General features: G+C 70.7%; 9 protein-coding genes. 4 read left to right on the top strand and 5 right to left on the bottom strand.

Features of this window, described 5'->3' with window-relative positions:
- Nucleotides 1–155 precede the first annotated feature (155 nt).
- The 3 genes from nhaC to W5W_RS14415 are packed head-to-tail and all read right to left on the bottom strand — an operon-like array spanning nucleotide 156 to nucleotide 3,913.
- On the bottom strand, nucleotides 156–1,694 hold the full coding sequence (gene nhaC, locus W5W_RS0101550) for a Na+/H+ antiporter NhaC (protein WP_017194064.1): 1,539 nt from the start codon (nucleotides 1,692–1,694) through the stop codon (nucleotides 156–158).
- Nucleotides 1,695–1,721: 27 nt separating this feature from the next.
- Nucleotides 1,722–3,035, bottom strand: a complete 1,314-nt coding sequence (locus tag W5W_RS0101555; RefSeq protein ID WP_017194065.1) for a MalY/PatB family protein — start codon at nucleotides 3,033–3,035, stop codon at nucleotides 1,722–1,724.
- Entirely contained in the window at nucleotides 3,032–3,913 is an 882-nt protein-coding gene (locus W5W_RS14415) for a helix-turn-helix transcriptional regulator (RefSeq protein ID WP_017194066.1), read from the bottom strand. The genes W5W_RS0101555 and W5W_RS14415 overlap by 4 nt, the downstream gene beginning before the upstream one ends.
- A 376-nt stretch (nucleotides 3,914–4,289) precedes the next feature.
- Here W5W_RS14415 and W5W_RS0101565 point away from each other — a divergent pair, with 376 nt between their 5' ends.
- Together W5W_RS0101565 and W5W_RS0101570 are read left to right on the top strand one after the other, a co-directional pair.
- Nucleotides 4,290–5,219, top strand: coding sequence for a LysR substrate-binding domain-containing protein (locus tag W5W_RS0101565; protein WP_008731791.1), 930 nt, complete (start codon nucleotides 4,290–4,292; stop codon nucleotides 5,217–5,219).
- A 251-nt stretch (nucleotides 5,220–5,470) separates the two neighbouring features.
- Nucleotides 5,471–6,493, top strand: coding sequence for a diacylglycerol/lipid kinase family protein (locus tag W5W_RS0101570; protein WP_017194067.1), 1,023 nt, complete (start codon nucleotides 5,471–5,473; stop codon nucleotides 6,491–6,493).
- A gap of 46 nt (nucleotides 6,494–6,539) precedes the next feature.
- Here the strand turns inward: W5W_RS0101570 and pheA are convergent, their stop codons facing one another.
- The gene (pheA, locus tag W5W_RS0101575; RefSeq protein ID WP_008731781.1) at nucleotides 6,540–7,496 is read right to left on the bottom strand and encodes a prephenate dehydratase; all 957 of its coding nucleotides are present in this window, start codon (nucleotides 7,494–7,496) and stop codon (nucleotides 6,540–6,542) included.
- Nucleotides 7,497–7,800: 304 nt separating this feature from the next.
- Here pheA and W5W_RS0101580 point away from each other — a divergent pair, with 304 nt between their 5' ends.
- Nucleotides 7,801–8,760, top strand: coding sequence for a fructosamine kinase family protein (locus tag W5W_RS0101580; RefSeq protein ID WP_017194068.1), 960 nt, complete (start codon nucleotides 7,801–7,803; stop codon nucleotides 8,758–8,760).
- 41 nt (nucleotides 8,761–8,801) lie between these two features.
- Complete coding sequence (locus W5W_RS15200) at nucleotides 8,802–11,705, top strand: hypothetical protein (protein WP_154650218.1); 2,904 nt, start codon at nucleotides 8,802–8,804, stop codon at nucleotides 11,703–11,705.
- Nucleotides 11,706–11,709: 4 nt separating this feature from the next.
- On the opposite strand, the gene W5W_RS0101595 is transcribed toward W5W_RS15200, so the two are convergent.
- Entirely contained in the window at nucleotides 11,710–12,495 is a 786-nt protein-coding gene (locus W5W_RS0101595) for a glycosyltransferase (RefSeq protein ID WP_008731629.1), read from the bottom strand.
- Nucleotides 12,496–12,978 lie beyond the last annotated feature (483 nt).

The following is a 12,978-nucleotide window of genomic DNA, read 5'->3' on the forward strand; positions in this document are numbered from 1 at the left end:
CTCAGATGTAATGACACACCACAACCTCGCACCGGTAGTACCACCGATCTCGAGCCGGAACCGGACCGATCTCGACACGGGTTACGACCGATCTCGACACGCGCGGCGGGGTGCTGTCCGCCGAGGCCGGCGGACAGCACTGGCAGGCCTCCGCATCAGCCCTCGGCGAGCATCCGCTCCCGCTCCTGCGAGGACAGGCGTGCGATCCCGATGCCGGTCGCGCCCCAGAGCATCGCGAAGAAGATGGCGATCCAGTTGGAGACGGCCCACGGCATGTAGCTGAGCGTGGCGACACCCAGTGTTCCGGCCATGTAGGCGCCCGCAGAAGTCCACGGGAGAATCGGCTCCCACACTGTCGCGGCGTCCTCGATCGTCCGAGAGAGGTTCTTCGGGTGCAGGCCCCGGCGAACGTACTCATCGCGCAGCATCTCGCCGGGGATGAGGAGGGAGACCTGCCCGTTGGAGGTGATGCCGATCGTCGCGAGGCCCGTGACGATCGTGGCGAGAATGAGGCCGAAAGTCGAGTGGACCGGCTTGAGGACCCGGGAGATGAGGACGTCGAGGGAGCCCGAGACCGACACGACGCCGGCGAAGCTGATCGCGCAGAAGCAGATGAGCAGGACACTCATCATCGAGTTCATGCCGCCGCGGTTGAGGAGGCGGCTCACGTCCTCGATGACGGCGGAGGCGTCGAAGCCCGCCTTGCCGACCATGTCGACCTCGAAGCCGTTGACCCCGGCGACGACGGCATTCTTGAAGCTCACGTGCTCGAAGACGACGGCGTTGATCATGGCGCAGGCCGCGGAGACCAGCATGACGGGGATCGTCGGCTTCTTCCAGATGGAGCCGCCCAGGACGACGACGACCGGAACCAGCAGCAGGATGTTCCAGTTGAAGGCGGCATCGAGGGTGCTCAGGATCGTCCCCACCTTCTCGGGAACGGCCCCGCCGTGGGACTGGATGCCGAAGATGGTGTAGACGACAGCCGAGACGAGGAAGGCGGGGACAGTGGTCCACATGAGGTGCCGAATGTGCGTGAAGAGGTTCACGCCGGTGGCGACCGAGGCGATGTTCGTCGTGTCCGACAGCGGCGAGAGCTTGTCGCCGAAGTAGGCGCCGGCGACGATGGCCCCTGCGACCATCGGCAGGTTCGCGTCCACACCCATTGCCACGCCCATGAAGGCGACCCCGACCGTGCCCGCCGAGCCCCAGGAGGTGCCGGTGCACAGGGAGACGATCGCCGTGACGATGAGGGCGATGAGGGCGAGGAATTTCGGGCTGATGATCTTCAGCCCGAAGTAGATGAGCATGGGGATCGTGCCGCCGGCCATCCACGTGCCGATGAGGAGGCCGACGCAGATGAGGATGAGGATCGCCGGCATGGTCTTGGCGATCTTCTCCGCGATCGACGAGATGATCTCGTCCCACCCGTAGCCGAGGTACCGGGCGACGACGCCCGCGACGACGGCCGAGGCGATGAGGAGCGGCTCGACGGGCAGCTCCGCGGCGATATAGCCGCCGCCCAGGAGGACGATGAGGGTGAGGACGGGGATCGCGGCGACCCAGACGCTGGGACTCCGATGGGCACGGGCCTTGTCGGCCCGGTCGGCCCGGTCGGCCCGGTCGGCCCGGGGGCTCTCGGAGCCCTGGGAGCTGGTGGAGCCGGCATCGTCCTTGATGCGGGATTCGGACATGAAGGGATACCTTTCTCAGTTGTTTTCTCAGTGAGTGGGAACAGATCGTGATTGAGAACCGGCGGCCCCGGCAGTGCTGCCGGCTTCAGCGGCGCCGGCAGTGCTGCCGGCTTCAGCGGCGCCGACCGCGCCGACCGCACGGATCTCACGGCACAGACGCGGCAGTGCGGCGGCGAGCTCGCCCGCCGGCAGGGCCGTGTTGATGCGGAACCAGCCCGCGTAGCGCTCCCCGAAGTCCTCGCCGGGGGTGACCGCGACGCGGCAGGCCCGCACCGCGCGGTCGAGGTCGGCCTCGTCGCGCAGGTAGGAGCGCGCATCGACCCAGACGAGGTAGGTGCCGTCGGGATCCGCGACGCGGGCGCGGGGCAGCTCGGCCCGGACGATCCTCACGGCCTCGGCGAGATTGGCATCGATGAAGGCGCGAAGGCGATCGACCCACGGACCCCCTCGGGTCCATGCGGCGATGGCCGCCGGAATCGCGAAGTAGGAGGGGTTGTGCAGGCCCATCCGGCGCTTGGCGGCCTCGAGCTCGTCCCCGAGGTCCCCGGGGGCGAGGACGGCGGTGGCCTCGAGGCCGGCAATGGTGAAGGTCTTCCCGGGCGAGGCGCACTGGATGAGGCGGCCCGATTCCCACAGGGCGGGGCGGGTACTGGCGATGGGGGCGTAGCGGGTGCGTCCGGGGCGCTGGAAGTCGGCGTGGATGTCATCGGAGAGCACGAGGACGCCGGTGGGCAGGACCGCATCGGCGACGGCGCCCAGCTCCTCGGCCGTCCAGATGCGGCCGGTGGGGTTGTGCGGATTGCACAGCAGGAACAGGTCGGCGCCGTCGAGCGCCCGCTCAAGGGCCGGGATGTCGATTCGTGCGGGCGATGCGGGGAAGTCGTCCAGGAGGAGGGGGACGCGGCGGATCTCGGCACCGGACCGCTCGGCGACCTCGAGGAGCGGCCCGTAGGCCGGGTCGAGGGTGACGACGACGGGCCGGGCGGCGCGGCGGTCGGGAAGGACGACATTGAGCAGGGCGCTCACGCACTGGACGACGCGTGGGAAGAAGCGGACGCAGCCGGGCTCGGGCGCCCAGCCGTGCCGCTCGCGCTGCCAGAGGACGGCCGCCCGCCTGAAGTCGTCGAAGACCTCCGTGTACCCGTAGGTCCCGTGCCGCGCGGCCGCGGTGACGGCGTCGATCACGCACGGGGCGGTGCGTAGCTCCATGTCGGCAACCGACATGCTGACGGCTTCGGGCCCGAGGCGGGCGGCGAGTAGATCCCACTTCGCGCTGTGGGTGCCCCAGCGGTCGAGGTGCTCCTCGAAGCCCCCGGCCCCCGACGGCGGCGCGGCGGTCATGACGGATCCTCCGCCGCGGTGGCCGGGATCGAGGAGGCTGAAGACGCCGGGGGCTTGCCGTCCTCGCGCTGCCGGTCGGCGCTCTCGCCGATCTCGTTGAGGTAGTTGTAGATGGTGAATCGAGTCACGCCCAGGGCCTGTGCCGCCATCTCGACGGCGTCGCGCAGCATGAAGAAGCCGCGCCGCTTCAAGGAGCGGACGGCCTCCACCTTGTGCGCCTTGCGCATGAGGGAGACGGGCACGTCCTGCTCGGCAACAGCCTGCCGAAGGACGGCGGCGGCCAGCTCATCGACGTCGTGGACGAAGGCCTCTCCGCCGTCCGCGGAGCCGAGCGCCGCCGCGCCGCTCCGCTCATCCTGAGCATTCCGCTCGTTCTGCCCGACGCCCCCGACGCCCCCGCTGCCCCCAGCGTCGAGCCCGGCCTCGTTCTCACCGAGAATTGAGCGCGCGGCACTGCCGATGATCTGCCAGTCGGTCACGTCCCGATTGATGCACAGCGCGGCGGCGGGTCGGCCTGCGGCGTCACGGATGACGATCGTCGTCGATAGCAGGCTGCGGCCACTCGGAGAGGTCGTGCGATATCCGGTGCGCGTCTCGAAGCTGCCGCTGGCGGCGGTCTCGAGGAGCCGATCCGTGGCCGGGTCCCCGGGGCGGCGCCCGGTGACATCCCCCTCAATGGCGACGATCGAGTTGGGCAGGGCGGCGAGATCGTGAAGGACGATCTCCACGGGCCCGGGCAGCGAGCGCCCGAGAGGGCCGACAAGCTGGGACAGGACGGCGAAGACAGCCTCCCTGTCGGCGTCTCCGTCAGCCTCTCCGTCGGCGGCACCGGATCGCTCTTCTGATTTAGGACTATCACAGATGGAATCACTCTTCATTGAGCTCTTCACACTCCATATCTAGCTCGATAGCAGCTATTAAAAGCCTTCATCGTTTTGTTGTTGAGGTCAACAATAAGCTGAAGAGTGGCCGGCGTCAACTCCTCTTTGAAGCCCTCAACACCCCGTGACACGCCTCCCCGCACCCCAGACCGGGCGGGTGTATGGACGAGCGGGCCGGCCGAACCGGCAGCTGAGCGGCCCGGCCGAGTCGCCATCCGGACGGCCCGTCCGAGTGTGACGAACCACCACCGCCACCCCCGCTGTGATGTCACCTGTAAAACGGCTCAGATTAATTGGGAATACCGTACTGTTATCTAAAGAGTAGGCCTTCGCTTATCAAGAGCCCGACCATCTGACACCTTCAGGACTCCACATGCCCACTTCATCCCCGCCCTCCTTCTCGCAACTCAGAGCCTTCGTCGCGCTATGCGATCACCAGCACTTCGGCGAGGCGGCCGCCACCCTCGGCGTGAGCCAGCCGAGCCTGTCCCAGGCGATCACCGCCCTGGAGAAGCGCGTCGGAGGAGAACTGGTCGAGCGCACCACTCGCCGAGTCCTCGTCACCCCGCTCGGCGAGACCCTGCTCCCCTACGCCCGCGAGGCCGTCCTGTCCGCGGAGTCGTTCAACGACGCCGTCGCCAGTCAGGGCGCCGCTCTGACCGGGACGATGCGCCTGGGCCTGATCCCCACCCTCGCCCCCTACATGGCCCCGGTGATCCTCGACGGCCTGCCCGCCGAGCTGCCCTCCCTGCACCCCGAGCTGCGCGAGATGGTCACCGGCGACATCCTGGACATGCTGAGTCAGGGCCGTCTCGACGCCGCCGTCATCGCCATCGACGTCGACCTCCACCGCGCCGCCGCCGTGCCCATGTTCGACGAGCCGCTCGTCGTCCTGGTCCCCCGGAACCACCCCTGGGCCGGACGCACCGACCTGAGCACCGAGGAGCTCGAGGAGCAGCAATTGCTGCTCCTGGACGAGGGCAACTGCCTGCGCGACCAGACGCTGGCCCTCTGCCAGCGCTACAGCTCCCACCCGCCGGCCGCCGTGGCCACGACCCTGTCCACGGTCGTGCGCATGGTCGTCCATGGCGTGGGCATCACCGTCGTGCCCGAAGGGGCGCTGCGCATGCTCGACCATGAGGACTACGCCGTCGCGCGCTTCGCCGGTCGCGGCCCGGTGCGCCGGATCGGCATCGTCCACCGCACCTCGTCCTCGCGCTCGGAGGATTTCACCCGACTCGCGAAGGTCCTCACTCGACTGGCGGCCGACGCCGGGCTGCCCATGCTCCCCCTGAACGGCTGAGCGCGTACAACGGCGGCGGGCCCCGTCGAGGTCGACTTTTTCGAACGAGATCGACGGTGGCGCCGTCTGTTTCGTGCGAAAAAGTCGATCTCGACGTACAGGCCCCAGCGCGGACCGATCTCGCGGCGAGTTGCGACCGATCTCGACGCGGAACCGGACCGATCTCGAGCCGGAGTGCGACCGATCTCGACGCGGCCGCTCCCCCGCGGCCTCCCTGCCCCAGAATCGACTTCGCCCGTACGCTGGAGCACATGACCACGCGCCGGGACACGACGAGGGCACGCACACGCCCCCTGGCCTGCGTCGTCGTCAACCCCAGCAAGCCCGCGGCGACCGACGCCGTCAGACGGCGCATCACCACCTCCCTGCGCAATGCCGGCTACGTCGAGCCGGTCTGGCTGGAGACCACGCCCGCCGAGCCCGGCGTCATGCAGGCGCGCCTCGCCGTCGCCTCCGGGGCGAGCCTCGTTGTCGCGGCCGGCGGAGACGGGACCGTGCGAGCCGTCGCCGCCGGCACGGCCCGCACCGGCGTCGACATGGCGATCCTGCCCCTGGGCACTGCTAACCTCGCCGCCCGCAATCTCGGCCTGCCCATCGGCCGCCTTGAGGCGGCACTCGAGGTGGCCGCACACGGCACAGCCCGGCCCGCGGACCTGGCGTGGGTGAGCACCGAGCCCGGCAGCGCCTCCCTTCCCGCACCGCCAGGCGGTTGGGCGCGCCCCACGCTGGGGAGCGAGCACGTCTGCATGGTGGTGGCCGGGATCGGCTTCGACGCGGGCCTGGTCGCCTCCACGCGCCCCGAGCTCAAGGCGCGGATCCGTTGGGGCGCCTACGCGGTGGCCGCGGTCGCCAACCTCGACTCCCCCCATATGGACATGGTCGTGCGGGTGCGAGAGACCGACGGCGGTGAGCGGGTCGAGCGCCTGCGCGGGCGCACCGTGCTGGTGGCCAACGGGGGTCGCCTGCCCGCCGGGATCACGCTGCTGCGCGAGGCGCGCATGGACGACGGCGTGCTGGATGTCGCGGTGATCGACACGGTCGGCGGCGTGGCCGGATGGAGCTCCCTGGCGCGCCAGGTCCTACCGCCCTTCGCCGCCACCTACTCCGACCCCGCCCGCGCGCTGGGACGCGTGACTCTGCGTCGCGGCACCGAAGCGATCATTCGGCTCACCGACTCGGCACCGGTCCAGGTCGACGGCGAATTGATCGCGCCCACACGCGGCCTGAGAGCGCGTATGGATGCGGGCTCGCTCCTCGTGCGGCGCCCCGACTGAGCAGGCGTCCGGCGCACTTCTCTCTCCCCCCCTTCGCCGAGAAACCTCAGAGCGTGCGGCCCGCCAGGACGTCGCCCACCCAGGCACGGGCGACAACGAAGTCCTTGTCGCTCGTCCCGGCGGGCACCACCACGGGGCGGGCGTCCAACCGCGGATAGGAGCCCAGGAAGCGCACCACCGGGCACGTGCGGTGCAGGCCGATGAAAGCCGCCTGCAGGCGCTCCTCGCGGATATGCCCCTCGGCGTCGATGGAGAACCGGTACCGGCCGAGCGAATCCCCCACCGGCCGGGACTCGATGCGGGTCAGATTGACGCCGCGAGCGCTGAACTGCTCGAGCATGCTCAGCAGGGCGCCCGAGCGGTTGTGGGAGAGCTGGACGAGCAGCGTGGTCTTATCGGCGCCGGTGGGCTCGCCGACCCGCCCGGGTCGCGCGACCTTGACGAAACGGGTCACGGCGTCGGGGTTGTCGGCCACGCCCCCGGCCAGCACGTCCAGACCGTACTGCTGGGCGGCCAGCGGGTTGCACAGGACCGCCTGATACCCCAGGGCCTCGGCGTCCGCGGCGCCGTCGGCCTCCGCAAGGGCGCGCGCCGGCGCGGAGGTGGAGGTGCCGGCGACGTAGCTCGCCTCGGGCAGGTGCTGGTGGACCCAGCCGCGGCACTGCGCCCAGGCGTGGGGGTGGGTGGAGATGGCGCGCACGTCGTCGAGCGCGACGCCGGGGCGCCCGGCCAGCACGAAGGTGATCGGCACGGCCATCTCGGCGGTGATGACGAGCGGCGCACCCGCCACGAGGTTGTCGAGGGTCGCGTTGACCCCGCCCTCCACCGAGTTCTCGATGGGGACGACGGCGGCTTCGGCGGCCCGGTCGCGCACGCGATCCAGAGCGGTGGGAACGTCCTGGCAGGAGTCGAGGACGACGTCGTCTGGGGCGACCTGCCGCAGCGCCATTTCGCAGAAGGTGCCGGAAGGCCCCAGGAAGGACCAGGTGGGAGCGGGGTTCATGGCGCCAAGCCTAAATTGTCGATCCGGCATGTGCGGGATGCCTGACTCGACGCAACTCGACGCACGCCATGATCGGGTGCGCGACTCCGCCGATCCGAAACACGCAGTCCCGACGACGTCGTTCCCCGGCCTCTCCGAACCCGTGAGCATTCGCGCGCACAAGCGGCCGCGGAATCATCCGCCCGGACCGATCTCGACGCGGAACCCGACCGATCTCGAGCCGGAATACGACCGATCTCGACGCGGAGTACGACCGATCTCGCGGCGGAAGTGAACCGATCTCGAGGCGGAATAGGCTGGGCGGGTGAGCAGCGCCGGTCCCACCTTCCGCAAGCACGACGATCTCCCTGGCGCCACCGGCCTGGAGGCCCTGGGCCTGGAGTGGCTGGCCGAGCCCATGGCCGACGGCGGCGCCCACGTGGTCCCGGTGACGACCGGCCCGGGTTGGATCGATGAGCCCCGGCTGGCCGCCGGTTCCGTGACCGCTTCCGCCGCGGAGGCCTTCGGACGAGCGCTCGCGGTCACGCACGCCGCGGGCGCCCCCGTCTTCGGAGCGGCTCCGCCCGGTTGGGACGGTCGCACGCAGATGGGCCGCTCGAACGAGCGCATCCGACCCTGCCGGAGCGAACCTGCAGGAACCGCGCCCCGGCGATGGGGCGAGTTCTTCGCCGAGGACCGTCTGGCCCCCTACCTGGCGCCCTGTCTCGATCAGGGGTCGATGACGGCGCGGGATGTCGCCGTCATCGAGAGGGTCTGCGAGCGCCTGCGCGACGGCGCTTTCGACGCCGACCAGCCCGCGCTCGTGCGCCGAGCGGCCCGCGAGCGTGGGGACAGGATCGCCGTCGCCCGCACCCATGGCGACCTGTGGACCGGCAACGTCATGTGGGTGCCCGAGTGGACCATCGACTGGGCGCCGCCCCGGGCGGGACGCGGGCCGGGAGCCGACGACGCAGACGCCCCGGCGACCGCTGACGACCCCGCAGCACTCCCGGACCCGGCTCCACGGAGAGGCGACGTCGTCGGCGTCCTCATCGACCCGCTCGCCCAGGGCGCGCACGGGGAGACGGACCTGGCGGCCCTGGGCGTGTTCGGGCAGCGCCATCTGGAGCGGATCGTCGCCGGATACGACGAGGCCTCGCCCCTGGCGGACGGGTGGCGCGAGCGCGTGGGCCTGCACCAGCTTCACCTGCTCATCATCCACGCCTTCATCTTCGGGGGCTCCTACGGCGCCGAGACGGCGTCCGTGGCCCGCCGCTACGCATAGGCGCCCAGCCGCCCGCGCGCCGGCGCACGTACCCTGGCGCCATGAGCACGTCCCGGAGTAACCGGAGCAGACGACAGCAGCGCTTCGTGCGCACGGTCGTCTACATCCTCGTTCTGGCACTGGTCATCGGGCTGATCGCCACCATGGTGAGCTCGGCCCTCGCCTCGCCGCACCCCACGGCCTCGATGACGCCGGCTACCGCCACAGAGGGCGCCACGCAGGGCACGACGGCGAACACGACGGCAAGCGCTGCTCCCTCCCCGGTGGCAGCGGGCGGGGACACAGCAGATCCAGCAGACCCAACGTCAGCCCAGGCGTCGGAGCCGGGCGGTCAACAGGGCGAACACAGTGAAAACGGTGAACACGGTGAGCGCAGACCCGTGGTCGTCCTGGGCACCGTAGACCTGACCTGGGCCGATCTGCTGGCCGCATCAGACTCCGACGACCCCTCCCTGTCGTCCGCGGCCAAGGCCCTGCTCGCCTATGCGGGCGCCGGGCGGCCGGTCAACCTGGTCACCCGCACCGTCGGGGAGCGCACCTGCCCGGCGGACGGCTGGCTGACGCTCGGCGCGGGGGCCCGGGTGCGGGCCGCCGAGCACTCCGGCGACGGGAGCGCCGGATGCCGCTGGCCGGCGGACTGGGCGGAGGCCGCGGAGGCGGGAGGGTCAGCGGGGACCGCGGGAACAGCGGGAACGGCGAACGCCACCACCGCGCGAGCCGGCACGCTCGCCGGGGTTCTGGCCCGCGCGGGGACGACCACGGCGGCGGTCGGGAGCGGAGGCGCCCTGGCGCTGACCAACGACGGCGTGAGCCCGGACGTCGGTGCTTCTGCGAGCGAGCTCCTGGCTCGGGAGGATCCGCCCGACCTGATCATTGCGGACACCGTCCCGCAGTCCGCGGACCCAGGTGACGCGGGGGATGCGGCGTTTCCAGCAAGTCCGACAAGCACATCGAGCACAGCAGGCTCCGCCCCCGACGCTTCCGACGCCGACCGTATCCTCGCACTGGCCGCCGCCCTGGAGCCGCTCGCCGACGCCCCTGCCGGCACGCGTGTGGTCGTCGCCTCGGTCGCCGACGCCACGGACCCGAGCCCGCAGCTGGCGATCCTGCCCCCGGGAACGAGTTCTCCGCTGAAGACGAGCACGGGGTTACTGGTCGGCCCATCCACGCACCGCAGGGGCCTCATCCAACTCACCGATCTCGCCCCCGCGCTGTTCCTGGGCGTCACCGGCCAGAAGCCGGGCCCGTACTGGTCGCAACCGCTGGAGATAGCGCCCGAGCTCCGCGAGCAGCCCACCGACGGCGCGCTGGGCACCGGCTCTGTCAGCAGTGGGGTCTCGCAGGCCCGGCCGCTGGCCGACGACGCCCTTCATGCCCAAGCCTCCCAACGCGCGAACGTTCCGGCAGGCCTGGTGCTCATCGGCGCCGCCCTGGCCCTGGGGCTGGCGGCGGCCCGGGTGCTGCGCGCCCCGCGGGCCGCAACGGACGAGGAGCCACAGGCCGCAACGAGCGAGGAACCACAGACCACGACGGACGGGGAGCCGCAGGCCGCAGCGCGCGGGCGGGCGGGCGGCGAGCAGCCCCGGCCGACCACCGCCCCGGATCCTTCAGAGGCCCCGGGCGACTCGCCGGCCGCAGACTCCATGGGCCCCGCAGTCTCCACCCCATCGGGCACCGGGACCACCTCTACCGCGCCTCCAAGGAAGCACCTGCGCGCTCTAGCCTGGGCGGCCTGCCTGATCACGGCGCTGCCGGCGGGGCTGTGGCTGGCCAACATGCTGCCCTGGTGGCGAACCGGAAACGCCACCGCGGCGGCACTCGGCCTTGCGCTCGCCTTCGCCGTGGCGTCCGTAACCGTGACGGGAGCCGCGGCACGAGGGGCGCTGGCCCTCATGCGGCGCCTGCGGCCGCAGGCGCCTCGGCTCCTGCTCACAGAACTCGGGATCGCGGGTGCGGGCAACGGCCGCGGCTCAGACTCCACCTCCGCTACGCCTCAGGATCTCGCAGCGCTGATCTCATCACTACTGCTGGCGGCGCTCACAGCAGTCGTCATCTTCTACGACGCCGGGTACCGGGCACCTATCGCCTTCAACGGGCCGCTGGGAATGAATGCCGTCGTGGCCGGCCGGTTCTACGGCATGTCCAACACGGCCTTCGCACTGGCCGCGGCCTCCCTCCTGGTGACGATCGCCGCCTGGGCGGGTCCATTGGTCGCCGCGCAGCAGGGGTCGCGCGAAAGCAGGCACGCCGCAGCGGTTGCGCTCGTGGCGGTTCCCGGAGTCATGGCGCTGATCCTGGACGCGGCGCCTGAGATGGGCGCCGACATCGGCGGGGCCCTGACCCTGGTGCCGGCCCTGGTGGCGCTGGGGGCCGGACTGGCCGGCGTCCGCCTGGGCTGGCGGCGGTGGGTCGCTGTCGGGGCGGCCGCCGTGGGAATCGTGCTCCTGCTCGGGCTGATCGATTTCCTGTTCGGAGGTTCGAGCACTCACCTGGGAGGCTTCTTCAACCAGTTGCTCACCGGCACTGCGGGGGCGACCCTCACACGCAAGGCGACGGCCCTCATCGCGCCCTTCATCTCCAACTGGCTCGCAGTGGCGGCGCTCGCCGTCGGGGTGGGCGCGATCGTGCTGGTCGGGCGGTGGGCGATGCGCGCGGTGCGCGAGGCCCGGCAGGGGTGGGGGCCCTACGCGTGGCTCACGGGACCGGGTGTGCTGCCACAGTGGCTGCGCCCGCTGGGGCGGGCGCTGGCCGTACTCGTGATCGTCGAAGTGCTCGTCAACGACTCGGGGCTCGTCATGCTCTGGTTCTCAGCCGCGGCGGCGGTGCCGGCGCTCACGGCGATTCTGGCCGCCAGGCTCGCCGCAGCGGGTCCAGCCGAGGCGGCAACCGCTTCTGCCTTTTCTGCCTCGCCCTCCCGACGGCGGCCGGCGAGTAGAGACGAGTAGAGAATCAGGAGGCCGGGCCGCCAGGTCCATCCCAGGCCTTGTAGGCGCGGAAGGGCGACTGGTCGTGCACGGCCTCCTTGTTCATGGCCTTGGCGGGCACTCGGCGTCGGCGCAGGCGGCGGCCGGCGACCGCCCGCAGGACGTCCTTGTACTGGGAGGCGCGGTGCAGGCGGCCGGCGCTGTCATTGCCGGTCACCCGATGGGTGATGTCGCAGGGGACCTCGATCACGGTCATTCCGGCCACGAGCACGTCTATGGTCAGGCCCACTTCGACCCCCCACCCCTCAGCCAGGGGCGCCGCCGCCTCATAGGCCTGCCGGGTCAGGCAGCGCTGCCCCGACAGCGGCGCGACGGGCGACCAGCCGGTGGCGACTGCGATGGCGGAGCGCGCGAGCCGCACCACTCGGCCGCGCCCCCCGGCACCGGTCTGCTTGGGGGGGACGGCGATGGCCATGTCGGCGACGCCGTCGACGATCGGGGGGACGAGCTCGGCGCAGGCGGCGGCGGAGTCGCCCAGGTCGGCATCGACGAAGAGCAGCAGACGGGCAGGACCGTCCACGTAGTCGCGCATTCCCACCACGCTGGCCCCGGTCTCCAGGGCGGAGGCCTTGCCACGGCCGACGGAGTGCCGAACCGTCACCGCACCGGCGGCTCGAGCATGGTCCTGGGTGCCATCGGCAGAGCCGTCATCGACGACGACGACGAGATCGACGCGGGGAATGGACCGGCAGGCCCGCACGGTGGCGGCGATGCGATCCGCCTCATCCTTGGCGGGAATGATGACAGCCACTCGTTGCTCAGAGCACTGGTCGGGCTTTGGCTCATGCGATGGCGTCGGACTCACAGGGCCAGCGTAGCCACAGGAAGGCGAAAGTCATTGTTTCGGTCTGTTCACGCGTGCCGCTCGTTCCTCAATCGGAGTACATGGAGCACAGGAGCATCAGGACCACAGCGGGTGCGCCGCGCGCGCCTGACAGCAGGACCGCCAAGAAGGCCGAAGAGATTCCAAGCGGCTCTATGAGGACCTCAGTCCCTGGAAGACACGGCTGGAGTGATGTCGGAAGCTGACAGATTGTACGACTTTCCCTAGTTTCCCCCTAGTTAGTGGTTTTCGTCACAGAAAGGTAACGTTGGTCATGAGAGCCTTGCGCCACAGGGACCCGTCAACGGCGCCGGGTTCCTCCCTAACTGCACATAACTGCATATATGCGATCCCGTCCGGATCCGCACCCCACGACTCGCACCGAGGAGCGTGCAGCACGCGCAACACACA

This window comes from Actinomyces massiliensis 4401292, assembly GCF_000269805.1.
In the GTDB taxonomy this organism is placed as follows: domain Bacteria; phylum Actinomycetota; class Actinomycetes; order Actinomycetales; family Actinomycetaceae; genus Actinomyces; species Actinomyces massiliensis.

Excerpts from the sequence above, each read along its gene's own strand:
- pheA (WP_008731781.1), bottom strand. The coding sequence starts at position 7,496 with ATGAACCCCGCTCCCACCTGGTCCTTCCTGGGGCCTTCCGGCACCTTC.
- W5W_RS0101565 (WP_008731791.1), top strand. The coding sequence starts at position 4,290 with ATGCCCACTTCATCCCCGCCCTCCTTCTCGCAACTCAGAGCCTTCGTC.
- W5W_RS15200 (WP_154650218.1), top strand. The coding sequence starts at position 8,802 with ATGAGCACGTCCCGGAGTAACCGGAGCAGACGACAGCAGCGCTTCGTG.
- W5W_RS0101570 (WP_017194067.1), top strand. The coding sequence starts at position 5,471 with ATGACCACGCGCCGGGACACGACGAGGGCACGCACACGCCCCCTGGCC.
- nhaC (WP_017194064.1), bottom strand. The coding sequence starts at position 1,694 with ATGTCCGAATCCCGCATCAAGGACGATGCCGGCTCCACCAGCTCCCAG.
- W5W_RS0101555 (WP_017194065.1), bottom strand. The coding sequence starts at position 3,035 with ATGACCGCCGCGCCGCCGTCGGGGGCCGGGGGCTTCGAGGAGCACCTC.
- W5W_RS14415 (WP_017194066.1), bottom strand. The coding sequence starts at position 3,913 with ATGAAGAGTGATTCCATCTGTGATAGTCCTAAATCAGAAGAGCGATCC.